23 protein-coding genes are annotated in these 23,533 nt (G+C 58.0%); 10 read left to right on the top strand and 13 right to left on the bottom strand.

The window, feature by feature from the left end; all coding sequences use genetic code 11:
* Genes IM271_RS01375 through IM271_RS01355 form a run of 5 tightly spaced genes read left to right on the top strand, consistent with a single transcriptional unit; the run spans position 1 to position 3,473 of the window.
* Positions 1-723, top strand: a complete 723-nt coding sequence (locus tag IM271_RS01375) for a DUF1365 domain-containing protein (RefSeq protein WP_048960632.1) — start codon at positions 1-3, stop codon at positions 721-723.
* Entirely contained in the window at positions 720-1,940 is a 1,221-nt protein-coding gene (locus IM271_RS01370) for a cyclopropane-fatty-acyl-phospholipid synthase family protein (RefSeq protein ID WP_192971034.1), read from the top strand. Before IM271_RS01375 ends, IM271_RS01370 begins: the two co-directional genes overlap by 4 nt.
* Positions 1,937-2,422 carry a DUF2878 domain-containing protein gene (locus IM271_RS01365; protein ID WP_028013061.1) on the top strand — a complete coding sequence of 162 codons (486 nt, stop codon included), beginning with the start codon at positions 1,937-1,939 and terminating at the stop codon, positions 2,420-2,422. Before IM271_RS01370 ends, IM271_RS01365 begins: the two co-directional genes overlap by 4 nt.
* Entirely contained in the window at positions 2,419-2,943 is a 525-nt protein-coding gene (locus IM271_RS01360) for a hypothetical protein (protein ID WP_193052045.1), read from the top strand. The genes IM271_RS01365 and IM271_RS01360 overlap by 4 nt, the downstream gene beginning before the upstream one ends.
* Positions 2,940-3,473, top strand: a complete 534-nt coding sequence (locus IM271_RS01355) for a DUF3833 domain-containing protein (RefSeq protein WP_193052044.1) — start codon at positions 2,940-2,942, stop codon at positions 3,471-3,473. Before IM271_RS01360 ends, IM271_RS01355 begins: the two co-directional genes overlap by 4 nt.
* On the opposite strand, the gene IM271_RS01350 is transcribed toward IM271_RS01355, so the two are convergent.
* Positions 3,470-3,928, bottom strand: coding sequence for a DMT family transporter (locus IM271_RS01350; protein ID WP_028013064.1), 459 nt, complete (start codon positions 3,926-3,928; stop codon positions 3,470-3,472). The two genes, IM271_RS01355 and IM271_RS01350, sit on opposite strands and share 4 nt — an antisense overlap.
* Before the next feature lie 4 nt (positions 3,929-3,932).
* On the bottom strand, positions 3,933-4,367 hold the full coding sequence (locus IM271_RS01345) for a DMT family transporter (RefSeq protein WP_028013065.1): 435 nt from the start codon (positions 4,365-4,367) through the stop codon (positions 3,933-3,935).
* Between the two features lie 95 nt (positions 4,368-4,462).
* On the opposite strand from IM271_RS01345, the gene IM271_RS01340 reads away from it, so the two are divergent.
* A complete protein-coding gene (locus tag IM271_RS01340) occupies positions 4,463-5,395 on the top strand; it encodes a LysR family transcriptional regulator (RefSeq protein ID WP_193052043.1) in 933 nt (310 codons plus the stop codon).
* A 5-nt stretch (positions 5,396-5,400) separates the two neighbouring features.
* Here IM271_RS01340 and IM271_RS01335 read toward each other — a convergent pair whose 3' ends face one another.
* On the bottom strand, positions 5,401-6,429 hold the full coding sequence (locus IM271_RS01335) for a methionine synthase (RefSeq protein WP_048998482.1): 1,029 nt from the start codon (positions 6,427-6,429) through the stop codon (positions 5,401-5,403).
* Between the two features lie 23 nt (positions 6,430-6,452).
* The gene (locus tag IM271_RS01330; protein WP_028013068.1) at positions 6,453-7,427 is read right to left on the bottom strand and encodes a DUF1852 domain-containing protein; all 975 of its coding nucleotides are present in this window, start codon (positions 7,425-7,427) and stop codon (positions 6,453-6,455) included.
* A gap of 254 nt (positions 7,428-7,681) precedes the next feature.
* Here IM271_RS01330 and IM271_RS01325 point away from each other — a divergent pair, with 254 nt between their 5' ends.
* Positions 7,682-8,221, top strand: coding sequence for a DUF2058 domain-containing protein (locus tag IM271_RS01325; RefSeq protein WP_028013071.1), 540 nt, complete (start codon positions 7,682-7,684; stop codon positions 8,219-8,221).
* A gap of 7 nt (positions 8,222-8,228) precedes the next feature.
* On the opposite strand, the gene IM271_RS01320 is transcribed toward IM271_RS01325, so the two are convergent.
* Positions 8,229-8,915 (bottom strand): RluA family pseudouridine synthase, encoded by a 687-nt coding sequence (locus tag IM271_RS01320; RefSeq protein ID WP_048998490.1) that lies wholly within the window; start codon positions 8,913-8,915, stop codon positions 8,229-8,231.
* Positions 8,916-9,004: 89 nt separating this feature from the next.
* Positions 9,005-9,610 carry an FMN-dependent NADH-azoreductase gene (gene azoR, locus IM271_RS01315; RefSeq protein ID WP_008502313.1) on the bottom strand — a complete coding sequence of 202 codons (606 nt, stop codon included), beginning with the start codon at positions 9,608-9,610 and terminating at the stop codon, positions 9,005-9,007.
* A 205-nt stretch (positions 9,611-9,815) separates the two neighbouring features.
* Between azoR and hrpA the strand changes: the two genes are divergently transcribed.
* A complete protein-coding gene (hrpA, locus tag IM271_RS01310) occupies positions 9,816-13,718 on the top strand; it encodes an ATP-dependent RNA helicase HrpA (RefSeq protein ID WP_193052042.1) in 3,903 nt (1,300 codons plus the stop codon).
* Positions 13,719-13,789: 71 nt separating this feature from the next.
* Here the strand turns inward: hrpA and IM271_RS01305 are convergent, their stop codons facing one another.
* From IM271_RS01305 to IM271_RS01290, 4 genes are all read right to left on the bottom strand, one after another.
* Positions 13,790-14,449 carry an O-methyltransferase gene (locus IM271_RS01305; RefSeq protein WP_047368505.1) on the bottom strand — a complete coding sequence of 220 codons (660 nt, stop codon included), beginning with the start codon at positions 14,447-14,449 and terminating at the stop codon, positions 13,790-13,792.
* A gap of 102 nt (positions 14,450-14,551) precedes the next feature.
* Positions 14,552-15,931: an efflux transporter outer membrane subunit gene (locus IM271_RS01300; protein ID WP_192971192.1), complete on the bottom strand. Its 1,380-nt coding sequence runs from the start codon at positions 15,929-15,931 to the stop codon at positions 14,552-14,554.
* Complete coding sequence (locus IM271_RS01295; RefSeq protein ID WP_028013076.1) at positions 15,931-17,010, bottom strand: HlyD family secretion protein; 1,080 nt, start codon at positions 17,008-17,010, stop codon at positions 15,931-15,933. The genes IM271_RS01300 and IM271_RS01295 overlap by 1 nt, the downstream gene beginning before the upstream one ends.
* A gap of 22 nt (positions 17,011-17,032) precedes the next feature.
* Entirely contained in the window at positions 17,033-18,685 is a 1,653-nt protein-coding gene (locus tag IM271_RS01290; protein ID WP_048959898.1) for an MFS transporter, read from the bottom strand.
* Between the two features lie 202 nt (positions 18,686-18,887).
* Between IM271_RS01290 and IM271_RS01285 the strand changes: the two genes are divergently transcribed.
* Complete coding sequence (locus IM271_RS01285; protein ID WP_193052041.1) at positions 18,888-19,682, top strand: YdcF family protein; 795 nt, start codon at positions 18,888-18,890, stop codon at positions 19,680-19,682.
* Between the two features lie 42 nt (positions 19,683-19,724).
* Here IM271_RS01285 and gap read toward each other — a convergent pair whose 3' ends face one another.
* A complete protein-coding gene (gene gap / locus IM271_RS01280; RefSeq protein ID WP_193052040.1) occupies positions 19,725-20,726 on the bottom strand; it encodes a type I glyceraldehyde-3-phosphate dehydrogenase in 1,002 nt (333 codons plus the stop codon).
* Between the two features lie 189 nt (positions 20,727-20,915).
* On the opposite strand from gap, the gene cybB reads away from it, so the two are divergent.
* Positions 20,916-21,446, top strand: a complete 531-nt coding sequence (cybB, locus tag IM271_RS01275) for a cytochrome b561 (RefSeq protein WP_032644876.1) — start codon at positions 20,916-20,918, stop codon at positions 21,444-21,446.
* 44 nt (positions 21,447-21,490) lie between these two features.
* Here cybB and IM271_RS01270 read toward each other — a convergent pair whose 3' ends face one another.
* Complete coding sequence (locus IM271_RS01270; protein WP_028013081.1) at positions 21,491-22,558, bottom strand: oxidoreductase; 1,068 nt, start codon at positions 22,556-22,558, stop codon at positions 21,491-21,493.
* Between the two features lie 13 nt (positions 22,559-22,571).
* On the bottom strand, positions 22,572-23,315 hold the full coding sequence (locus IM271_RS01265) for a DeoR/GlpR family DNA-binding transcription regulator (protein ID WP_193052039.1): 744 nt from the start codon (positions 23,313-23,315) through the stop codon (positions 22,572-22,574).
* Between the last annotated feature and the right edge of the window lie 218 nt (positions 23,316-23,533).

The following is a 23,533-nucleotide window of genomic DNA, read 5'->3' as shown; positions in this document are numbered from 1 at the left end:
ATGAACAGCTGCCTCTATCACGGCGTATTGCGCCACCGCCGCCTTCAGCCGAAAACGCATGAATTCAGCTACGGCGTTTTTATGGCCTGGCTGGATCTTGATGAACTGCCGCTGCTGGCGTCCGTCGGCGTGCGGCGCAACCGCTTTGCCGCCGCCGCGTTCCATGACGCGGACTATCCGCTCGGCACGCCGCTTAAAGAGAACGTGCTGAACAGGCTGGAGAGCCTGACCGGGGAACGTCCCGCAGGGCGGGTCATGCTTCTGACGCAGCTGCGCTACTTCGGGTTTCATTTCAATCCGGTCAATTTTTACTACTGCTATGACCAGGAAAACACGCTTCGCTGGGTGTTGGCGGAGGTGCGCAACACGCCGTGGAACGAGCGCCATTATTACGCGGTCGACGGGCAACATGCCCGGCCCACGGAGAAAGCGTTTCACGTTTCCCCCTTCAACCCGATGGACATGGTCTACCACTGGCGCTTCAACAACCCGGACAACACGCTGCATATGCACATTGAAAATCATCAGGAGGCGAAGGTCTTTGACGCCACGCTGGCCCTGCGCCGGGAGCCTCTGACCCGCCCGGCGCTGCGCGCGCTGCTGCTGCGCATCCCGCTGATGACTCTGAAAACCGTTTTCGCCATTTACTGGCAGGCGCTGAGGCTATGGCTCAAGCGCGTGCCGCTGTATAACCATCCCGTCAGCAGGAGTGAACGCTCATGACCGATCCCGTCTTTGCGCTAGAACCCGATATCCCGCGCAACGTCCGCATCGCGCGATGGCTGCTGTTTCGTCTGTTAAGCGGCATTCGCGGCGGCTCACTCACCCTGCGTGAAGGGGCGCAGACCTTCCATTTTGGTGAGACATCCTCCGCGCTGCACGCCGACGTGCAGATCCTCACGCCCGGCGTCTACTGGCGCGTCTTAACGGGCGGAAGCCTTGCCGCCGCAGAAGCCTGGATGGACGGCGAATGGGAGACCGCGCAGCTTACGCCGCTTCTGCAAATTCTGGCCCTCAACGGCGAGGTGCTTGGTCGTCTGGAGAACGGGTTTCGGCTGCTTGGCCGACCGCTGGAGCGGCTGCGCCACTGGACGCGGCGCAACTCTCGCGCCCAGGCCCGCGAAAATATTGCCGCCCATTACGATCTGGGCAACGCTTTCTATGCCCATTTTCTGGATAAGGAACTGCTTTACTCCAGCGCGCTGTTTACCGCGGACGAGCAGGATCTGACGGCGGCTCAGCAGGCCAAAATGGCTCGCCTGTGCGACCAGCTGTCACTAAACCCGGATGATCACCTGCTGGAAATTGGCACCGGCTGGGGGGCGATGGCGGAATACGCCGCCCGTCACTACGGCTGTCGGGTGACCACCACCACGCTGTCGCAGGAGCAATATATCTGGGCGACCGAGCGCATTGCCCGCGCCGGGCTGCAGGATCGGGTTGAGGTACTGCTCTGCGACTATCGCGACCTCACCGGGCAGTACGACAAGCTGGTCTCGATAGAGATGATTGAAGCCGTCGGGCAACGCTATCTGCCCACGTTCTTCCGTACCTGTCAGGCGCGGCTGCGCCCCGGTGGACGGATGGCGATTCAGGCCATCACCATTCAGGACCAGCGCTACCGCGACTACAGCAAAAGCGTCGATTTTATCCAGCGCTATATTTTCCCCGGCGGCTTCCTGCCGAGCATTACGGCGATGAACGAGCTGATGACGCGCCACACCGATTTTGTGGTGCGCAATCTCTTCGACATGGGACCGGACTACGCCCGCACGCTGGCCCACTGGCGGCAGCGCTTTGTCCACGCCTGGCAGGAGATTGAAAAGCTTGGCTTTGATGAACGGTTCCGCCGCATGTGGCTGTACTACTTCGGCTACTGCGAAGCCGGGTTTAACGCCCGCACCATCAGCGTGGTGCAGCTGACCGCCGAGCGCGTATGAGACGCTACCTTCAGGTCTTTCTGCTGGCCGTCGCGTTCGATCTCTACTGGGCGCTGGTAGTGCTGTTTCGCGAACAGGGCCTGATTATCTGGCTCGGGCTGGCGATCCTGGCGTGCTTGCTCTTGCCGTCAGCATACCGTCTTTACGCCATTGGGCTGGCCGCGGCGGGCAGCCTGCTGGATGCGCTCTGGGCGCTGACGGGGCTGATTGCCTTCACGGGCGACTCCCTGATGCCGCTATGGATGGTGGCATTGTGGCTGATGTTCGCCGTGGTCTGGACGCAGCTTGCGCGTACAACCACGTTACCCGGCTGGCTGCTGACCCTGCTGGCGGCCGTGGGAGGCCCGGTGGCCTACCTGATTGGCGAGCGGTTGGGCGCCATCACGTTTCTGGAGCCGACCTTTATCGTCGTCAGCTGGATGGCGCCGGGCTGGCTGGTGCTGATGCTGTTTTTCCACCTGCTGATGGGGAGACAAAAATGAGGGCTGCGGTTCTGCTGTTTTGGCTCATGCTGGTTGTTCCTGGTGCTCAGGCCGCCGACTGGCTGGCCTGGCGCAAGGTGGGCGACGCCACGCTCACCTGGGGGCCGTTCACGGTCTATACCTCTCAGCTCCGCACGCCGGATGGCCGTTACAGCCGGGACGATCAGGATCAGGCGCTGATTATTACCTACGCGCGCGACATAGATCGCGATGAACTGGTTGAGGCGACCCGCGACCAGTGGCAGGCGCAGGGGATCCTGACGCAGGAACCGCAAAGTGAAGCCTGGCTAAGGATGCTCCAGTCCCTGTGGCCGGATGTCCGGCCGGGTTCACAGCTGGCGTTTGTTCTCAACGATAAGCAGGGGCAGTTCTGGTACCGCGCGTCGTCGGCGCAAAAATCCTTTATTCCGCTCGGTTCGCGCCAGTCAGAAGCGTTCAGCACCCGCTTTCTGGCCATCTGGCTCGATCCCCGCACCCAATATCCTGAGCTGCGTCAGCAGCTAATCGGAGGCAAAAAATGAAACGAATCCTGACGCTGGCGCTGGCATTCACGATGCTGCTGGCCGGCTGCAGTACGGAGGTGTCCGAGTATCGCCAGCAGCAGCCGCGGCTTGATATCTTCCACTACTTCCAGGGCAAAACCGAAGCGTGGGGCATGGTGCAGGATCGCAGCGGCAAGCAGATCCGCCGCTTTCACGTTGAGATTGCCGGGGACGTCATCGGCGATACGCTGACGCTGAACGAGCGCTTCGTTTACGACGACGGCGAGAAGCAGCAGCGGGTATGGCACATTCGCCGCGTGGGGAACGACCGCTACGAGGGAACGGCAGGTGATATTGAAGGGGTTGCCACCGGGCAGGCCGCAGGCAACGCCTTTAACTGGCATTACAGCATGAACGTGAAGGCCAACGGCAAAACGTGGCTGCTGAACTTTGATGACTGGATGTACCTGCAGGATGAGACGCATCTGTTCAATAAAACCGAGATGAAGAAATTTCGCGTCACCGTCGCCACGGTGACGCTGTTCTTTACCCGGAATACGGAAGCTTAGTCGCGAACATCGCCGGTTTTGCTGCTGGAGTAAATGAAGTACAGGGCAATCCCCAGGCACACCACCGCGCCCAGACGGCTCGGTGAAAACGGAATAGCGGGATTGTTCAACCAGCCAAAGTTATCTATCAGCATGCTCATGGCGAGCTGGCCGAATATCACCGCCACCGTGGCGACGGCGGTGCCGATGCGCTGCACGGCGAGCACCATGATCACAATGTAGGGCACGCCGAACATCGCCCCGAGGAGCTGCCATTTCGGCACGTCCAGCAGCGTGACCGTCTGCTTAGGCTCAAAGAAGAAAATGAGCAGGGCGGTCACCAGCGCGCCGACGGAAAACGTCAGAAACGCGCTCTTGAAAACGCCCACGCTGCTGCCGAGCTGTCCGTTAATTGCGGCCTGTATGCTCAGCGTCGCGCCGCCGCAGATGGCGAGAATTATCATCATCAGTGTCATGTGCTTACCCCTTTGCGACCAGTACCAGTGCGGCAATAATAAAAACCAGCGCCACGATGCGTCTTGCGTTTATCTTCCTGTGCGGCGTACCCAGCAGGCCAAAGTGGTCAATGATCAGGCTTTTAAAAACCTGACCTGCCAGAATGCCGATCATCGTCAGAGCGATGCCGATAGCGGGGGTGGCGATAGTCAGAATGACAACGTAAACAGGACCCAGCACGCCGCCAAGCAGCTGCCAGCCGGGCTGTGCGAAAAACGACGGACCGTTGCGCGGGCTGAAAAACAGCATCAGCAGAAAGGTCAGCGCGGCGCCGACCCCGAAAATGCTGAACGTGGCCCATAAATCGCCTACTTCTCCCCCTAACGGCCCCAGCAAACCCGCCTCGACGGAGAGGCCCATCCCGCCGGCAATCACCAGTAAAATCAATACAAACTGCATTATGCTTCCTCCATTTTCAGGCGAAGAAGATTACGTCGGTAGACATGTGAGAAAAATGCCATAATGCAGGAAACACCTTTGCAGGAAATGCATTAATGTCAGATGCCGGAAGCATGAACCTTCGCTCACTGCTGCTGTTTATTGCCGTCTATGAAACGCAGAACTTTTCCTTCGTTGCGCGACGGGAGGGAATTTCTGCCTCGCAGGTGTCGCGGATTATTCATCAGCTTGAGGACGCGCTCGGCCAGCAGCTGTTCTATCGCAATACCCGGGCGGTGATCCCCACGGAAAACGGGCATCTTTTTATCCGCTATGCCCGGGCGATGGTCGATAACTTCGAAGAGGCGCGTCGGGAGCTGGATGAACGTTCGACCGAACCCTCCGGCACGGTACGCATTAACGGGCCGGTATTTTTTGGACAGAGGCATGTTGCACCCGGCCTGGCAGGCCTGGCCGAGCGTTATCCACGGTTAACCATAGAGCTGACGCTGACCGATGACTTTATCGACCCGCACCGGGATGCCGCCGACCTCATTTTTCGCATCGGCACGCTGACGGACTCGACGTTCCACGCCCGCATCTTCGGGCAGCAGCGCTACCATCTTGCCGCGTCGCCCGCGTATCTGCGTCAACACGGCGTACCGGCCGACCCGGCCGAGCTGAGCCAGCATAAATGCCTGGTGTATCGCGGTTCGTCTGGCCCTAATCGCTGGCTTGTGCGACGCAAGGGGGAGAATTGGGTGCACTATCCCGTGGCGCCGCTGATGACGTCCAATAATGCGGAGTCGCTGCTCATTGCCGCGCTGGGTGGAATGGGGATCGTCCTGTTTCCGGACTGGCTGATTGGCGACAGGCTGCAGCGCGGGGAGCTGGTCGCTCTTATGCCGGAAATGGCGTGCGCTATCAATACGGAGCCGCTGAATATTGCGGCGATCTATCCTCACGCACGTCATCCGCCCCTGAACGTCAGGGCGGTGATTGATTATTACGTGGCGTTTTTCGGCTCGCCGCCGTACTGGCAAACGTAAGGCAATTACGCGCCGAGCTCCTTGCGGATAATTTCTGCGCCAGCGCTGAGCGCTTTCAGCTTACCGTTAGCCACCTGACGGGAGAGGGGAGCCATGCCGCAGTTGGTTGAGGGGTAAAGCTTGTCGGCGTCGACGAACTGCAGCGCTTTACGCAGGGTGTCGGCGACTTCTTCTGGCGTTTCGACGGTGTTGGTTGCCACGTCAATCGCCCCAACCATCACCTTTTTACCGCGAATCAGCTCCAGCAGATCCATCGGTACGCGGGAGTTGTGGCACTCCAGGGAGATGATGTCGATATTAGAGGTTTGCAGCTTAGGGAAGGCCTCTTCATACTGGCGCCACTCGGAGCCGAGCGTCTTTTTCCAGTCGGTATTGGCCTTGATGCCGTAGCCGTAGCAGATGTGTACCGCGGTTTCGCATTTCAGACCCTCAATGGCGCGCTCGAGCGCGGCGATACCCCAGTCGTTGACCTCATCAAAAAAGACGTTAAACGCCGGCTCGTCGAACTGGATAATATCCACGCCCGCGGCTTCTAATTCACGCGCTTCCTGGTTGAGGATTTTGGCGAATTCCCAGGCCAGCTTTTCGCGGCTTTTATAATGCGCGTCGTAAAGGGTGTCGATCATGGTCATTGGCCCAGGCAGGGCCCATTTGATCGGCTTGTCCGTGAGCTGGCGCAGGTACTTTGCATCGTCCACGAATACCGGCTTCTGACGCGCAACGGCAGAAACCACGGTCGGCACGCTGGCGTCGTAGCGGTTACGAATGCGCACGGTCTGGCGATTTTCAAAATCGACGCCGCTCAGGTGTTCAATAAAGGTGGTGACGAAGTGCTGACGGGTCTGTTCCCCGTCGCTGACAATATCGATTCCCGCACGGATCTGCTCGTCAAGAGACAGGCGCAGTGCATCCTGTTTACCCGCCAGTAATTCCTGATCCTCCAGTTTCCACGGAGACCAGAGCGTTTCAGGTTGCGCAAGCCAGGTCGGCTTAGGCAGGCTGCCAGCCGTAGACGTCGGGAGCAATGTTTTCATAATAAAAGACCTTTTTTGATGAATTAAAGCGTGTAGTTATCAGACCACTGCTCGAGAATGTGTTTATAAGGCTTAATGAAATATTCTTCGGTAAATCGACCCTGTTCAATCGCCAACCGGCTTCGCTCTTCGCGGTCGTAAACAATTTTGGTTAATGAATGATCCTGCTGGTTCAGGTCCGGGCGATAAAACAGTCCCGCCGCCGAGTTCGCGTTATAAATTTCCGGGCGATAGATTTTCTGGAATGTCTCCATCGTGCTGATGGTGCCGATCAGTTCCAGATCGGTGTAATCGCTCAGCAAGTCTCCGGTAAAGAAGAACGCGAAAGGTGCCACGCTGTTCTCCGGCATGAAGTAGCGGACCTTCAGGCCCATTTTGGCGAAGTACAGTTCCGTTAACGACTCGCCATCCGGCGCGTACTCAATACCCAGAACAGGGTGCTGGTTACCGGTGCGGCGATAGGTGTCTTTGCTCGAGACGCTCAGGCAGATTACTGGGCCCTTTCTGAAGTTCTCTTTGTATTCCGGCGAGTTCACAAAATGGCGGAAAATATTGCCGTGCAGTTCGCCAAACCTTTCCGGAATACTGAAGTGCTGCTGGTTCTTGTTGTGCTCCAGCAGCAGGACGCTGAAATCATAATCCCGCACGTAAGAGGAGAAGTTATTCCCGACAATGCCTGCGATACGCTGGTTATTTTTTTTGTCGACAATATACGTCTGCAAAATCTCGATGGCCGGGAACGGCTTTTCCGCGCCAATGTTCAAATCGACAGAGATGATTTCAAGCTCAACCGCGTAGCGATCGGCGGTCGGGTTATCCCAGCGCGCCAGGGCATTAAAGCGGTTGTTGATCATCACCAGCGTATTGCGCAGGTTTTCCTGACGTTTTTCCCCACGTGCCAGGTTGGCAAAGTTGGTGGTCGTACGCGTATTTTCTGACGGGTTGTAATTCTCATCGAAGCAACTGCGCTTAAGGGTATATGTGAAAGCTTTGCTCATTGTGGTTATGCATCCTAAGTTCATGTTGCTAAGAAGTTACTAATGCATAATTTATGCCTGAGCCCGCGGCGCAGGGGAAGTGACTTAATTTCAATGCAACATGAGGGAAGTTCATGAAGTGTAATGCTCGCGGTGTTGCTGCCTTTCTTGCCGGGTGGCGCTGCGCTTACACGGCCTACGATTCTCCTAATGTCGCACTCTTTACTCAATTCCCGTTATAATCCCCAAAATTTCCAACCGGTTTAGAAACGATCATGACAAAACTCACCTTACAAGAGCAGATGCTGAAAGCGGGCCTGGTCAGCAGCAAGAAAGCGGCGAAAGTGCAGCGCACGGCAAAGAAATCACGCGTTCAGGCACGTGAGGCTCGGGAAGCGGTAGAAGAGAACAAGAAGGCGCAGATCGAGCGTGACAAGCTGCTGAGCGAGCAGCAGAAGCAGGCCGTACTCGCGAAAGAGTTTAAAGCGCAGGTGAAGCAGCTGATCGAGATGAACCGCATTACCGTGGCGAAGGGCAACATCACCTTTAACTTCACCGACGGTAATCTGATCAAAAAAATTGAAGTCGACAAGCAGACGCAAACCCAGCTGATCAACGGCCGTCTGGCCATTGCGCGCCTGGTGCTCAATGCAAACGGCGACTGTGAATACGCGATCATTCCGGCGGTGGTGGCTGATAAAATTGCCCAGCGCGATGCCGACAGCATCGTGTTAAACAGCGCGCTCAGTCAGGAAGAGCAGGACGAAGACGATCCGTACGCGGACTTCAAAATTCCTGACGATTTGATGTGGTAAACCGCGTTCAAAACGGGGCGGCGTGGCGGGCGTTAACCGGCTCTCCGCTCACGGGATGAATAAAATTCAGCTCGCTGGCATGCAGCATCAGCCGGGGCGTTTCCTTAGCCCCCGGCGCGTCAAGACCGCCATACAGATCGCAGCCCAGAATAGGGTGCCCCAGCTGTTGGCAGTGGATGCGCAGCTGGTGGGTTCGCCCGGTTTCCGGCGTCAGTTCCACCCGCGTTAACGGCACTCCTGTCCCCCGAAAAAAACGTTCCACCACCCGATAGCGGGAACGGGCGGGTTTACCGTTGATGGCGCAGATCGACATCAGCGGGAACAGCGCCGGGTCTTTGGCAATGGGCGCGTCTATTATTCCCTCGTCGTTTCCCAGATGTCCATAAAGCAGGGCGCTGTAGACTTTCTCCACGCTGCGCTGGCTGAACTGCTGGCAAAGCGCCGCATTGATGGCCTTATTGCGCGCAACCACCATCAGCCCGGACGTGCCGAAATCCAGACGATGTACCAGCGTGCAGCCGGGGAACGTCTGGACCAGACGATAATGGACAGAATCGAGGTTTTGCGGGTTTTTGCCCGAGAGGCTGAGCAGGCCGGAAGGCTTATTAATCAGCAGCAGATGTTCATCCTGCCAGAGGATCTCAATGTCGTCGTGACACGGTGGGGCAATAAAAGAATCGATAATCGCAGACATCAGGCCGCCCGGCTGGAGAGTGGGAGCGGATGATAGCGAAATGCGGGGAAAAGAAAAACCCTCCCACCGGGCGGTGAGAGGGGGAAATCTTACGCGGCCACCAGGCTGTCGATGGCGGCTTTCGCGTCGGTCTGCGCTTTGGTCGCCACTTCAGGACCGTAAGCGATGCCTTCCGCAAACACGAAGTTCACGTCAGTGATGCCGATGAAGCCGAGGAACAGGCTCAGGTACGGCGCAACCAGGTCAGTTGGGGTATCTTTATGGATACCGCCACGGCTGGTAAGGACGATCGCACGCTTGCCTTTTACCAGACCTTCCGGGCCGTTCTCGGTGTAGCGGAAGGTTACGCCAGCGCGCGCCACCAGGTCGAAGTAGTTCTTCAGCTGGGTAGGAATGTTGAAGTTGTACATTGGAGCGTTGATGACGATAACGTCGTGCGCCTGCAGCTCAGCAATCAGCTCGTCGGACAGGGCCAGGGCTTCCTGCTGACGCGGGGACAGTGGCGCATCGCTTGGGCGCAGCGCGCCAACCAGCTCGCCGTCCAGCACAGGAATGGGGTTTGCTGCCAGGTCACGCACGGTGATTTCGTCTGCAGAATGCTGTTCACGCCATTGTTCAACGAAGTAATCAGACAGCTGACCAGACTGAGAGTACCCTGCCAGAATACTGGATTTCAAAACTAATACTTTGCTCATGGGTGATTCCTGTTGTTGCATTTGATTGAAGGGGGGGGGCCCGTTGCTTGTTGACACTTTATTCACAATCCTGCCACAGAGATAGCGCAATATATCGAAGTCTATGTTCGAATTTTTTGAATAAGGCGCTAAAAGCGTCAATGTGGTACTCTATAGCAATCATTAAAAAGAGATTTTATCCGGCAGAGCACTGCCCGTTAACGCTATGACAGAACAACCCAAAATCACCTTCCCGATGCTCCTGCAACAGCTTGATTCCCTGATGCTGCGCGATAAACAGCGGTTTTCCCGCCGGCTGCACGGCGTGAAGAAGGTTAAAAATCCTGATGCACAACAGGCCATTTACCAGGAGATGGCCAAAGAGATTGAACAGGCGGCAGGGAAGGTTGTGCTGCGCGAAGCCGCGCGTCCGGCGATCACCTACCCGGAAAACCTGCCCGTCAGCCAGAAGAAACAGGACATCCTTGAGGCCGTCCGCGATCACCAGGTGGTGATTGTCGCGGGGGAAACCGGTTCGGGAAAAACCACCCAGCTGCCGAAAATCTGCATGGAGCTGGGCCGCGGGGTGAAGGGGCTGATTGGCCACACCCAGCCGCGTCGTCTGGCGGCGCGCACCGTGGCGAACCGTATTGCCGAAGAGCTGCAGACGGAGCCAGGCGGCTGCATCGGCTACAAGGTGCGATTCAGCGACCACGTCAGCGACAACACCATGGTCAAGCTGATGACGGACGGTATCCTGCTGGCGGAAATACAGCAGGACCGCCTGCTGATGCAGTACGACACCATCATCATCGATGAAGCGCACGAGCGCAGCCTGAACATCGACTTCCTGCTTGGCTATCTTAAAGAGCTGCTGCCGCGTCGCCCTGATCTGAAAATCATCATCACCTCCGCGACCATCGACCCGGAGCGCTTCTCAAAACACTTCAACAATGCGCCGATTATTGAAGTGTCGGGCCGCACCTATCCGGTGGAAGTGCGCTATCGCCCGATTGTGGAAGAGGCGGATGATACCGAGCGCGACCAGCTGCAGGCCATCTTCGACGCTGTTGACGAGCTGGGCAACGAGAGCGCGGGCGACATCCTGATCTTCATGAGCGGCGAGCGCGAAATTCGCGATACCGCCGATGCGCTCAGCAAGCGCGACCTGCGCCACACCGAGATCCTGCCGCTGTATGCGCGCTTGTCCAACAGCGAACAGAACCGCGTCTTCCAGCCACACAGCGGACGCCGCATCGTGCTGGCGACCAACGTGGCGGAGACCTCGCTGACCGTACCGGGGATTAAATACGTTATCGACCCGGGCACGGCGCGCATCAGCCGCTACAGCTACCGCACCAAGGTTCAGCGCCTGCCGATTGAGCCGGTCTCCCAGGCTTCCGCTAACCAGCGTAAGGGCCGCTGCGGCCGCGTGTCGGAAGGGATCTGTATTCGTCTCTATTCCGAAGACGATTTCCTGTCGCGCCCGGAGTTTACCGACCCGGAAATTCTGCGCACCAACCTGGCGTCCGTTATCCTGCAGATGACCGCGCTGGGGCTGGGCGACATCGCGGCGTTTCCGTTTGTGGAAGCGCCGGACAAGCGCAACATTCAGGACGGCGTGCGTCTGCTGGAAGAGCTCGGGGCGATTACCACCGACGAGCAGGCGAGCATCTATAAGCTGACGCCGCTGGGCCGCCAGCTCAGTCAGCTGCCGGTCGACCCGCGTCTGGCGCGCATGGTGCTGGAAGCGCAAAAGCACGGTTGCGTGCGCGAGGCGATGATCATCACCTCGGCGCTCTCGATTCAGGACCCTCGCGAGCGTCCGATGGACAAACAGCAGGCGTCGGACGAAAAGCACCGTCGCTTCCACGATAAAGAGTCTGATTTCCTGGCCTTTGTGAACCTGTGGAACTACCTCGGCGAGCAGCAGAAAGCGCTCTCCTCGAACCAGTTCCGCCGCCAGTGCCGCGTGGATTTCCTTAACTACCTGCGCGTGCGTGAATGGCAGGATATCTACACCCAGCTGCGCCAGGTGGTGAAAGAGCTGGGCATTCCGGTGAACAGTGAACCGGCGGAGTACCGCGAAATTCATATCGCGCTGCTGACTGGCCTGCTGTCCCATATCGGGATGAAGGATGCGGATAAGCAGGAATATACCGGCGCGCGTAACGCGCGTTTCTCCATCTTCCCGGGTTCCGGCTTGTTCAAGAAGCCGCCGAAGTGGACCATGGTCGCCGAGCTTGTGGAAACCAGCCGCCTGTGGGGGCGCATTGCCGCGCGCATCGACCCGGAATGGGTTGAGCCGGTGGCTCAGCACCTGCTGAAACGCTCGTACAGCGAGCCGCACTGGGAGCGCGCGCAGGGCGCGGTGATGGCGACCGAAAAAGTGACCGTTTACGGCCTGCCGGTGGTCGCCGCGCGTAAGGTCAACTACAGCCAGATCGATCCGGCGCTCAGCCGCGAGCTGTTTATCCGCCACGCGCTGGTGGAGGGGGACTGGCAGAGGCGCCACGCGTTCTTCCGTGAAAACCTGAAGCTGCGCGCCGAGGTGGAAGAGCTTGAGCACAAGTCCCGACGCCGCGACATTCTGGTGGACGATGAGGCGCTGTTTGAGTTTTACGACCAGCGCATCAGCCATGATGTTATCTCCGCCCGCCACTTTGACAGCTGGTGGAAGAAGGCCAGCAAAGCGACGCCGGACCTGCTCAACTTCGAAAAGAGCATGCTGATTAAAGAGGGGGCGGAGTCGGTCAGCAAGCTCGACTACCCGAACTTCTGGCATCAGGGCAACCTCAAGCTGCGTCTGACCTACCAGTTTGAACCGGGCACCGACGCGGACGGCGTAACCGTCCACATTCCGCTGCCGCTGTTAAACCAGGTCGACGAGAGCGGGTTTGAGTGGCAAATTCCCGGCCTGCGCCGCGAGCTGGTGATTGCGCTGATCAAATCCCTGCCGAAACCGGTGCGGCGCAATTTTGTGCCAGCACCAAACTATGCGGAAGCGTTTCTGGGCCGCGTCACGCCGCTGGAACTGCCGCTGCTGGACGCGCTGGAGCGTGAGTTCCGCCGCATGACCGGCACCACTATCGACCGCGAAGACTGGAACTGGGATCAGGTGCCCGATCACCTGAAAATCAGCTTCCGCGTGGTGGATGATAAAAACAAAAAGCTGCTGGAAGGGCGTTCCCTCAGCGAGCTGAAAGAGGCGCTGAAAGGCAAAGTTCAGGAGACGCTTTCTGCGGTGGCGGACGACGGCATCGAGCAGAGCGGGCTGCATATCTGGAGCTTTGGCCAGCTTCCGGAAAGCTACGAGCAGAAGCGCGGCAACTATAAGGTCAAAGCCTGGCCGGCGCTGGTGGACGAACGTGACAGCGTGGCGATCAAACTGTTTGATAACCCGCAGGAACAGCAGCAGATGATGTGGCGCGGGCTGCGCCGCCTGCTGCTGCTCAACATCCCGTCGCCGATCAAGTATCTGCACGAGAAGCTGCCGAACAAAGCCAAGCTGGGGCTCTACTTTAACCCGTACGGCAAAGTGCTGGATCTGATTGACGACTGCATCTCCTGCGGCGTGGACAAGCTGATCCACGAGGCGGGTGGCCCGGTCTGGACGGAAGAAGGTTTTGCGAAGCTGCATGACAAGGTTCGGGCCGAGCTGAACGACACCGTGGTGGAGATTGCCAAACAGGTCGAGCAGATCCTCACCGCCGTGTTCAACATCAACAAGCGCCTGAAGGGGCGCGTGGATATGACCATGGCGCTGGGGCTGTCGGACGTGAAGGCGCAGATGGCGGGGCTGGTGTACCGCGGCTTTGTCACCGGCAACGGCTTTAAGCGTCTGGGCGATACGCTGCGCTATCTGCAGGCGATTGAAAAACGTCTGGAGAAAATGGCGATCGATCCGCACCGCGATCGCGCGCAGATGCTGAAAGTGGAGAGCGTGCAGCAGGCGTGGCAGCAGTGGTTAAACAAGCTGCCGCCGGCGCGCCGCGACGATGAAGATGTGCAGGAGATCCGCTGGATGATCGAGGAGCTGCGCGTCAGCTTCTTTGCCCAGCAGCTCGGTACGCCGTATCCGATTTCGGATAAACGTATATTGCAGGCGATGGAGCAGAATTCCGCTTAACGTCCTTGCCCGGTTTTCTCCCTCTCCCTGTGGGAGAGGGTCGGGGTGAGGGCATCAGCCCGCACATTTTTTCACCCATTCACAATCGCCAGCGTAAACCCATCCCATCCCTTAACCCCCACCGTTTGCAGTGCGGTGGCGGTTAAGCGCGGGTTATCCCCCGTCATCTCGATAAAACGCCGCACGCCCAGCACGCGCGCGTCGTCGCTTTGCCCGTTAATGACCTCGCCGTCGCGGACCACGTTATCGCCGATAATCACCGTGCCGGGACGGGAATAGTGCAGCGCCCACTCCAGATAGCCGGGATTGTTTGGCTTATCGGCATCAATAAAGATCAGGTCGAACGGCGGAACGTCACCGAAATTCTCCAGCGAGTTCAGCGCCGGGCCTTCTATTAATTCAATACGATCGTTCAGCCCCGCGAGGCGAATATTCTGGCGGGCAACATCGGCATGCGTTGGGTCCGCCTCGAGCGTAATCAGCTTTCCGTCCGGCGGCAGGGCGCGCGCCATCCAGATAGAGCTATAGGCACCCAGCGTACCGATCTCAAGAATGCGTCTTGCCTGCGTCATTCGCACGAACAGCGCCAGCAGCTGTCCCTGATTGGCCGCAACATCGTGTTCGGGTAGCCCGGCGCGTTTGTTGTTCTCAAGAACCTTCTGTAGAACCTCATCCTCAGGGATAAGCGAAGAAATCATGTAATTATCTACTGCAGACCATTGTTGTTGCATAGATTGACTCCTTTAGAGGGATTGCCGGGTGGCGGCTACGCCTTACCCGGCCTACGGGTGCGAAATGCAGGTCCGGTAAGCAAAGCGCCACCGGGCAGGTTTTCAGGCACTGACCCATCCTCCGCCCAGCGCTTTATACAAATCAATCTGCGCCAGCAGCAGGTTATTTTTTACCTGCACTACGCTGGTCTGGACCGAGTACAGCGTGCGCTGCGCGTCCAGCACGTCAAGATAGGATGAATAACCGTTGCGATAGCGGTTCTGCGCAATGCGCAGCGTCTCCCGGGCCACATCCTGCTGGGCAAGCAGCTCCGTCAGCTGTTCCTGATAGCGCGTAATGGCATCAAGGCTGTTGTTCACTTCGGCAAACGCGTTACGCACGGTTTTCTCATAGGCGTACAGCGCCTGATTACGCTGCGACTGGGAGATATCCACCTGCGCATTCAGCGCCTGGCGGTTCAGCAGCGGGGCGAGAATACTGCCGCCTGCGCTCCAGAGCTGTAACGGGTTGTCCAGCAGGCCGGAAAGGGTGCGATCCTGGATCGATCCGGTTGCGGTCAGGTTGATCGACGGCAGCAGGCTGGCGCGTGACGCGGCAAGCGAGGCATCAGCCGCAACCAGCTGTCGCTCAGCCTGCACGATATCCGGCCGACGATTCAGGAGCGTGGAGGGCAGCTGTGACGGCAGCGTGAGCGGCGTCAGCGTCGCAAAGCTTTCGCTACGCGCTACCGCACCGGGATTGCTTCCCAGCAGCAGGCTCAGGGCATTCTCCTGCTGCGCAATCTGATGCCGCAGCACGGGCACCTGCGCTCGCGTTGAGCGAAGCTCGGAATCCGACTGCATCAGCTCCAGGCGCGAACTGTAGCCCGTCTCAAGCTGGCGTTTGGCAAGATTAAACGCCTCTTCGCGCGATTTCAGCGTGGATTCGGTCACGCGCAGCTGTTCATCAAGCGAGAGCAGGGTGACGTACCCGGAGGCAACGGACGAGGCGACGGTGAGATCCGCAGCTGCGGCGGCGGCTTTTTGCGCCTCCAGCGAGGCTTCGGCGGCATTGGCCGTGCTGCGGTTGACGCCCCAGATATCAACGTCATAGCTCGCCGTCAGGCTGCCTCTGTACAGCGTGCTGTAGACCGGCAACCCGGTGGCGGCGGATTGCGAACGGGCGCGCGTCCCGGTTACGCCAGCGTCGAGCGAAGGAAACAGGCTGCCGTCGGCGGCAAAGACCCGCGCCTGATATTCGTTTATCCGCTCGCGGGCAATCAGCACATCGCTGTTATTTTTAAGCGCCCGATCCACGTAGCGGTTCAGGTCGCTGTCATGGAAGTTGCGCCACCAGAGTTGCTCCGCCGGGCTGGCCGGGCCGGAGGCTGCTCTCCACTGCGCAGGGGGGTGAAGCGTCGGCTGCGCCGGTTTTACGTCGACGGACTGGCATCCGGCCAGCATGAGCGCCCCCACCAGCGCGGCTATCGGGCGAAGGATCATCACTTCGCCTCCCGCGTATCGATCGTCACCTGGACCGACATACCCGGACGCAGCAGCGCGGACTCTTCAGGCTTACCGAGCACCTCAATGCGCACCGGAATACGCTGGGCGATTTTGACAAAGTTGCCGGTGGCGTTGTCCGGCGTGATAGCGCTGAATTCAACCCCGGTCGCCGGAGAGATGCTCTCCACGCGGCCCTGATACGCTTTGTTGTTTAAGGCATCGACGGTAAACTTCACCGGCTGACCGACGCGCAGCTCCGCCAGCTGGGTCTCTTTGATGTTAGCAATCACCCAGTGCTGCGGCGGTACCAGCGTAGTGAGGTGCGTTCCGGCGGTCACGTACGCGCCGAGACGCACGGCAATCTGGCCGAGCTGGCCGTCGCGCGGGGCGATAATGCGGGTGTTTTGCAGGTCAATCTGCGCCAGCTCCAGCGCCGCTTTGGCGTTTTCAACATCTGCCTCCAGCGCGCCGCGGTTCACAATCACCGTCTGCAGATCCTGACGCGACATCTCAAGCGTGGCTTTCGCCTGGTCGATATCCGCGCTGCCCTGAGCCGCACTGGCCAGCGCGGCATCGCGCTCGCGTATGGAAAGCGACCCATCCGCCGTCAGATCCTTCACGCGCTTTAAATCCGCCTGGGTTTTCAGGCTCTGGGCGCGGGCATTTTTCAGCGCGGCTTCATTTTTGGCAATGGTCGCTTCGGCGCTTTTCCGCTGCTGCAGGTTGTTATTCAGCGCGGCAATTTTCATCGCCAGCTGCGCCTCGGCCTGATGCACGCGCTGACGATAGATGCGGTCATCGATCTGCAGCAGCAGATCGCCTTTTTTGACCTGCACAAAGTCCTGAACCTTCACCTCGGTGATATAGCCGTTAACCTGGGGGCTAATGAACGTCGTCTGGCCGCGCACGTAGGCGTTGTCTGTAAACTGCGCGTGGCGGGTAAACGGCGGCAGCTGCCAGGCGTAAAGAATGACCAGCACGCCGACAATACCGATGGCAGCGGCGGTGAAAACGGAAACAATGCGCACATTTTTGCGGGTGTTGGCCTGCTCTTTGGCGGCATCCTGCTGACTCATAAACTCTCCAGAAATATTACAATTATTTGTTGCCGGTGGCGTTCTTCAGCGCCATACGGGCAGTAATGCGCAGGCGCAGCAAGCGCCATAAAATCCAGACCAGCGTGGCGGCAGCGATGCTTGCCGTCAGCAGATAAGTATCGTTGTAGGCCAGAATATTTGCCTCAAGGGTAGTCACCGTCTGTAGCTGGGTAATGGCCTGCGTTCCCAGCAGCGTACTGTCGCCAATCAGGCTTTTATACATCTGGGTATAAAGCTGAATCCGCTCGTTGACCAGCGGGTTAAGCGTGGTGAGCTGATCCGCCAGCAGGCTGGAGTGGTATTTCTCGCGCCAGGTCTGGAAGGTGCCGAGAATCGCCGATCCCAGCAGGCCGCCGAGGTTCTGGCTCATGCCAAACATGACCGAAAAGCTGACCAGGTTACGCGGGTCGGCAATTACCCCGCCAATGGCGGCCAGCATGGCGGGCGCCAGGAAGAAGGCGCTGCCGAAGCCCAGCAGGAACTGGCTGACCATCAGCTGATCCGGGCGGGTCAGGTTATTGGACTGGCTGTCCAGCAGCGAGGCAACAATCATCAGCGCCAGAGAGGTGATAATCGGCCACGCCAGCTTTGTGGGCTTGATGGTGAGGCAACTGGTGACGATCCCGCAGACGATCCCGGCGAAAATGGACCACGCCAGATGGGTCATCTGCTCATTCTGTAACCCCACGTACTGCAGCCAGCCGATGACGCCGGTATTTTGCTCCGCCAGCACGATGCGGATCAGCAGCATAATCAGCCCCAGGCGAACGATGCTGCCGCTCGACAGCCAGCGGGTGTTCAGCAGCGGGTTGGCGCGGTTATGTTCAAACACGATGGCGGAAACAATCAGCACCAGCGATAGCGCCAGCGACCAGCCGATCCACGGCGCCTCGAACCACCAGTCAAGACGGCCTAAAGAGAGCACGGCGCAGAGCAGGGCCATTCCGGGAGCCAGTAAAAAGAAGGTGACAAAGTCTTTCTTCTCGAAGACCTTGCGTCGGTCACCCGGCGGCAGTTTTAAGGCGATTACGCAGGCCAGGGAGATCAGCGCCAGCCCCAGTTCAAAGAAATAGAGCCCGCGCCACTCGTCCAGCTGGAGAAGCTCAGTGGAAAACAGACGCGCCAGCGGAATAGCGAGCGACGATCCGGTGATCCCGATGGTAAGCGCCTTCAGGCGATGCTTCGCAGGCCAGGCCTGGATTTGGTAGTAAATCCCCAGTGAGCTGAGCGCGGCGGCCACCATCCCGTGCGCGGCGCGTACCATCAGCGCGGAACTGAGGTCGTTAACGAACAGGTGGAAAAAAGTGACCAGCACGTACAGCACCAGAAAACCTTCCGTAAAGGCGCGCAGGCCGTACTGTTGACGAAATTTGACCAGCAGCAGGTTAATGGAGATGTTGGTCATCACATAGACTGCGGGCAGCCAGGCGATTTCGGTTGACCAGGCCCCGAAGGTCCCCTGCAGGTTTTGCAGGTTGGCGGTGACCACCGCATTGCCCAGCGCCCCCGTCAGGCAAACCAGCAGCCCAACGACGCCATAGGCGACGCGTTTTGGGGTACTGTGCTCGGGGGTGGAAGGCGAACCCAGCAGGGCGGGTTTCTCATGGGGCTGCCACTCGCGAGGAGCATAAGGGTCGCGTTCGGGCAGGCGCATAACGTCATTACCTTAGAAATGATTGAATAATTAGCGGGCTAGCGATTCTACGTCTGCCGCAAATGATAATTCAAGTGAATATGATTTGCGCATGTTAATCAAATGTACGAAAGAAATTTAAGGAAAAAGAGCGGCCCGATGTCGCCGTTGTGTTGAGAACCTGAAGTCGCTACCCTGCAGGGATAGCGAGAAGGAGTTCATCATGGAACAGACCCATTTTCCCATCCTGCCGGATGCCACACTGGCGGCCATTAATACTGTCGGTGAATGGCTGGCGCAGGATGACCTGAGCGACAGCCGCCTGTACCCGGACGTCGATGCGGTAATTCTGGCAGGGAACGCGGTGATCCCGACCATTGATGCAGCCTGCCGTATTGCCGCGCAGCGAGAAATCCCGCTCCTGATTAGCGGAGGTATTGGTCATTCAACCGCGTTTTTATATTCAGCTATCGGAAATCATCCGCGTTATCACACCTTACAAGTCGAAGGGCGGGCCGAAGCGAGCATTCTTGCCGACGTTGCGCGGGCGTTCTGGCAGATCCCCGAGGCGCGCCTGTGGGTTGAAGATCGTTCCACCAACTGCGGTGAAAACGCGCGTTTTAGCTGGAACATGCTGAAAGAGCGTCAGCGGACAAGCGGGCGCGTGCTGGTGCTACAGGACCCAACGATGCAGCGCCGCACGATGGCGACGTTTGCCCGCGTGTGCCGCGATGAACCCGCATCACTGCAGTGGATCAGCCATCCCGGGTTTACGCCAGTGCTGCAAAACGGCACAGAGGGCGTGGAGTTTAGAGGGGGCAACGCCGGGCTGTGGCCCGTTGACCGGTATCTGTCGCTGGTTCTGGGTGAACTACCGCGGCTGTATGATGACGCCAACGGCTATGGCCCGGCCGGGCGGGATTTTATCGCCCACGTTGAATTCCCTGAAACCGTCACCGCCGCATGGAGACAGCTTCAACAGGACCCAGTCCTGAAGGTGGCGCGTAAAATCATCTAATCCCCTCGCCCCATTGGGGAGAGGGTTAGGGTGAGGGGAGAATCACAGCGCCGCAAACTTATCCAGCGTCCGCACCAGCTGCGTCACAAACCCATACTCGTTGTCATACCAGGCAACGGCTTTCACCAGGTGCAGGTCTCCCGCTTCTGACACCTCCGTCTGCGTGGCGTCAAACACCGAACCATAGTGCGAGCCAATCACATCTGACGACACAATCTCGTCATCGGTATACCCGAACGATTTATTCCCCTGGGTCGCCTTTTTCAACGCGGCGTTGATCTCCTCGACCGTCACCTTTTTACCCAGAATCGCTACCAGCTCGGTTACCGATCCGGTTTTCACCGGCACGCGCTGGGCGTGACCCTTTAGTTTGCCGCTGAGCGCGGGGATCACCAGGCCGATGGCTTTCGCCGCACCGGTGGTATGCGGAATAATATTTTCTGCCGCCGCCCGCGAGGCACGCAGATCTTTCCCGCGCGGGCCATCCACCAGCGCCTGGGTGCCGGTATAGGCATGAATGGTGGTCATGGTGCCCACTTTAATTTCAAACGCGTCGTTCAGGGCTTTTGCCAGCGGGGCGAGGCAGTTGGTGGTGCAGGACGCGACGGAAATAATGGTATCACTGGCGTCAATGGTATCGTCATTCACGCTATAGACGATGGTCTTCATCTCACCCGCGGGCGCCGAAATCAGAACTTTCTTCGCACCGGCGTCCAGGTGCGCCCGCGATTTTTCTTCTGAGGTATAAAAGCCGGTGCACTCCACGACGATATCCACGCCCGCGGCTTTCCACGGAATGTGCTTTGCCTCTTTTTCGGCGTACACCGCGATGGTTTTACCGTCGACAATCAGCGCATCCTCGGTGAAGTCCACGCTCCAGGGGAAGCCACCGTAGTTGGAATCATGCCTGAGCAGGTAGGCCAAGACTTTCGGGGAGGTGAGGTCGTTGATGGCGACGACGGTGTTACTGTCCTGGGTTTCAAGAAGGCGGCGCAGCACAAGGCGTCCAATGCGTCCAAATCCGTTAATGCCAATTTTACTCATGGTGTTCTCCTGTGAACGTGTCGATACGACAGTTTGAACTCATCCAGGCTTAGACCATCACGGGCAGGGCAGCAATTGAAGATGCTTCATGCGAGGGGAAGTATTTGAAAAACCATACAGAAAAGTTAATGAATTTTTAAGGAAAGGAGATTATGTTGGCGCGGTGACTGTTTTTTTTCAGGAAATCCCATGCGCACTAAATATACAAGCCTGCAAATCACGATTCACTGGCTGGTGTTTTTGTTAATCGTCGTCGCCTACTGCGCGATGGAATTCAGGGGCTTTTTCCCGCGTTCCGACCGACCGCTTATTAACATGATCCACGTCTCCTGCGGCATCTCGGTTCTGGTGCTGATGGTGGCGAGATTGCTGATCCGCCTGAAGTTTCCCGCACCGCCCATTCAACCTAAACCTAAAGCGATGATTACCGGTATGTCCCACCTTGGGCATCTGATCGTCTATCTGCTGTTTATTGCGCTGCCGCTGATTGGCATTGTAATGATGTATAACCGTGGAAACGACTGGTTCGCCTTTGGTCTGGCGATGCCTCACGCGGCGGAGGGGAATTTTGACCTAGTGGATGTGCTGAAGGAGTGGCACGTTACGCTGGCAAACCTGGGCTATTTCGTGATTGGTCTTCACGCCTTTGCGGCGCTGATGCACCACTATTTCTGGAAAGATAATACTCTTTTGCGCATGATGCCGAATAAGCGTCAGTAGTCTTTAACTCGTGCCGGGCGGCGCAGCGCCACCCGGCTTGTTTTTTAACCCAGAAGAACACGCTCTTCATCAGTTAACGCCAGCGTCTGCGTTGACCCCGTCTCTGACGATTTCACCGCCGCTTCCAGAACAGCCATGACCGCTAACGCCTCGACAGGGTGAACGGGATTGGCGATCTTCCCGAGCATCGCATCCCGCACGTTGATGTAGTACTGCCGCTGATCGCCCTTTGGCGTGGCAATCGTTTGGGGTTCACCATCAGCTCCGAAGAACACCATGCTGTCGTCGTCTTCGCCCCAGGCGTCGCTGCCGGGGATTACGCCAGCCAGCAGCTGCGCTTCCTGCTGATCGATTCTGGCTTTCACCACGCTGCCTTTGTCCCCGTGAACGGTAAAGCGCGCCGTACCGCCAGCCACCAGCATGCTGGCGTGCAGAACCACCTTATGAGCCGGGTAATTGAGGACCACGTGCGCCCAGTCGTTAACCTCTGCGCCGTCGCGCAGCGTGGCGATATTTCCCTGAACAGACTCTGGCAGGCCAAACAGCTGAAGCGTCTGGTCGATCAGGTGAGGGCCCAGGTCAAACCACAGACCGCTGCCGGGGACGTTCTGCTCGCGCCAGCGCACGCGCACTTCCGGGCGGAAGCGGTCAATATGCGACTCCAGATGTTTAACCTTGCCAACCGTGCCTTGCTCAATAATCTGCTTAATGCCGAGGAAATCGCTGTCCCAGCGGCGGTTGTGGAAAACGGAGAGCAGAAGCTGCTTTTCATCCGCCAGGGCAATCAGGTCCCGGGCTTCCTGCATGTCCAGGGTGAAAGGCTTATCCACGACCACGTGTTTTCCCGAGTTCAGGGCCAGCGTCGCCAGCGGCGCGTGGGTGGCGTTAGGGGAGGCAATAACCACCAGGTCAACATCAGGATGTTGAATGGCTTCTTCGGGCGTGGCTACCACCAGCACATCCGGAAGATCGCGCTTCACTTTCTCTTCATCACGGGAAGAGACCACCGCCAGCTTGAGCCCGTCCACGGACTGGATCAGCGGGGCATGGAAGGTTTTACCGACAAAACCATACCCGATCAGCGCAATGTTGATTGTTTGAACTTTACTCATGACCTTCTCCACGTTATTGCGCGCACACCGTGACCCGTAATGCGCCAGGGTCCCCAAGCTCAGGCCAGGGACGATCTAAAAAGAGTTGATGAATATCGGTTAGCCCGGAGACCAGATACGGCTCGCAGCGGTTAACTTTCAGGTGATCGGCAACAATCCAGTGCGCATGGCTTGCGGCGAGCATCGCGCGTTTCACCTCGGCATCCGCTTCTTTACCGGCACTCAAACCGAGTTCGGCATGAAGGGCGCACGCACCGAGAATGGCGATATCGGCCCGATAGCGTGACAGCAGGGACAACGTGGCGCTGCCGGCAAACAGGCGCTGCTTCGGGTCCCATTTTCCACCGAGCAGAATAAGCTCAATGTCTTCCCGGTCGCTAAAATGCTGGGCGATATCCAGCGAGGTAGTGATCACGGTGTGAGGCCCCTGCAGAAAAGAAGCGACGGCCATCACCGTACTGCCGGCATCCAGAAACAGGGTGGAACCCGGCGGAACCGCCTGCGCAACCTGTTTCCCCAGGCGCTGCTTGGTTTCCGGCAACAGGGTATTGCGGCCCTGACGATTCATGGCCGAAAGATTCAGAGCAATAGCCCCGCCGTGATTCTTCTGGGCAAGCCCCTGATTTTCCAGATCGGTCAGATCCCGACGAACGGTATCCGCCGAAACCTGCAGCTTTTCTGCCAGCTCGGTGATGCTGGCCTGACCTTGTTCACTGAGAATATCAAGGACATAGCGTTGACGTGCGGTTTTGTGCATGGGCAGCAATCCTGCAAAATGTCGCAATAAATCGCATAATACAGCATTTTGACGCAGAAGGAAGGAGTATCGTAAACCAGGTTGATGTTTAATTATTGGAATTATATTAAGCGGATATCATTAAGCCGTTCTGAATGTTAACCACAGTGTTAATGTTATGTTTTAATCAACGATTTGGGTTATGTAACCAACGCATTGTCATTAACTGGTGGAATATG

Source organism: Enterobacter cloacae complex sp. I3 (assembly GCF_014896175.1).
Lineage (GTDB): Bacteria > Pseudomonadota > Gammaproteobacteria > Enterobacterales > Enterobacteriaceae > Enterobacter > Enterobacter bugandensis.
Note: the sequence above shows the minus strand (reverse complement) of the source record. Positions and strands in the feature narration are given on the sequence as shown.

Coding starts and splice junctions, on each gene's coding strand:
- IM271_RS01375 (WP_048960632.1), top strand. CDS start 1: ATGAACAGCTGCCTCTATCACGGCGTATTGCGCCACCGCCGCCTTCAG.
- IM271_RS01370 (WP_192971034.1), top strand. CDS start 720: ATGACCGATCCCGTCTTTGCGCTAGAACCCGATATCCCGCGCAACGTC.
- IM271_RS01365 (WP_028013061.1), top strand. CDS start 1,937: ATGAGACGCTACCTTCAGGTCTTTCTGCTGGCCGTCGCGTTCGATCTC.
- IM271_RS01360 (WP_193052045.1), top strand. CDS start 2,419: ATGAGGGCTGCGGTTCTGCTGTTTTGGCTCATGCTGGTTGTTCCTGGT.
- IM271_RS01355 (WP_193052044.1), top strand. CDS start 2,940: ATGAAACGAATCCTGACGCTGGCGCTGGCATTCACGATGCTGCTGGCC.
- IM271_RS01350 (WP_028013064.1), bottom strand. CDS start 3,928: ATGACACTGATGATGATAATTCTCGCCATCTGCGGCGGCGCGACGCTG.
- IM271_RS01345 (WP_028013065.1), bottom strand. CDS start 4,367: ATGCAGTTTGTATTGATTTTACTGGTGATTGCCGGCGGGATGGGCCTC.
- IM271_RS01340 (WP_193052043.1), top strand. CDS start 4,463: ATGTCAGATGCCGGAAGCATGAACCTTCGCTCACTGCTGCTGTTTATT.
- IM271_RS01335 (WP_048998482.1), bottom strand. CDS start 6,429: ATGAAAACATTGCTCCCGACGTCTACGGCTGGCAGCCTGCCTAAGCCG.
- IM271_RS01330 (WP_028013068.1), bottom strand. CDS start 7,427: ATGAGCAAAGCTTTCACATATACCCTTAAGCGCAGTTGCTTCGATGAG.
- IM271_RS01325 (WP_028013071.1), top strand. CDS start 7,682: ATGACAAAACTCACCTTACAAGAGCAGATGCTGAAAGCGGGCCTGGTC.
- IM271_RS01320 (WP_048998490.1), bottom strand. CDS start 8,915: ATGTCTGCGATTATCGATTCTTTTATTGCCCCACCGTGTCACGACGAC.
- azoR (WP_008502313.1), bottom strand. CDS start 9,610: ATGAGCAAAGTATTAGTTTTGAAATCCAGTATTCTGGCAGGGTACTCT.
- hrpA (WP_193052042.1), top strand. CDS start 9,816: ATGACAGAACAACCCAAAATCACCTTCCCGATGCTCCTGCAACAGCTT.
- IM271_RS01305 (WP_047368505.1), bottom strand. CDS start 14,449: ATGCAACAACAATGGTCTGCAGTAGATAATTACATGATTTCTTCGCTT.
- IM271_RS01300 (WP_192971192.1), bottom strand. CDS start 15,931: ATGATCCTTCGCCCGATAGCCGCGCTGGTGGGGGCGCTCATGCTGGCC.
- IM271_RS01295 (WP_028013076.1), bottom strand. CDS start 17,010: ATGAGTCAGCAGGATGCCGCCAAAGAGCAGGCCAACACCCGCAAAAAT.
- IM271_RS01290 (WP_048959898.1), bottom strand. CDS start 18,685: ATGCGCCTGCCCGAACGCGACCCTTATGCTCCTCGCGAGTGGCAGCCC.
- IM271_RS01285 (WP_193052041.1), top strand. CDS start 18,888: ATGGAACAGACCCATTTTCCCATCCTGCCGGATGCCACACTGGCGGCC.
- gap (WP_193052040.1), bottom strand. CDS start 20,726: ATGAGTAAAATTGGCATTAACGGATTTGGACGCATTGGACGCCTTGTG.
- cybB (WP_032644876.1), top strand. CDS start 20,916: ATGCGCACTAAATATACAAGCCTGCAAATCACGATTCACTGGCTGGTG.
- IM271_RS01270 (WP_028013081.1), bottom strand. CDS start 22,558: ATGAGTAAAGTTCAAACAATCAACATTGCGCTGATCGGGTATGGTTTT.
- IM271_RS01265 (WP_193052039.1), bottom strand. CDS start 23,315: ATGCACAAAACCGCACGTCAACGCTATGTCCTTGATATTCTCAGTGAA.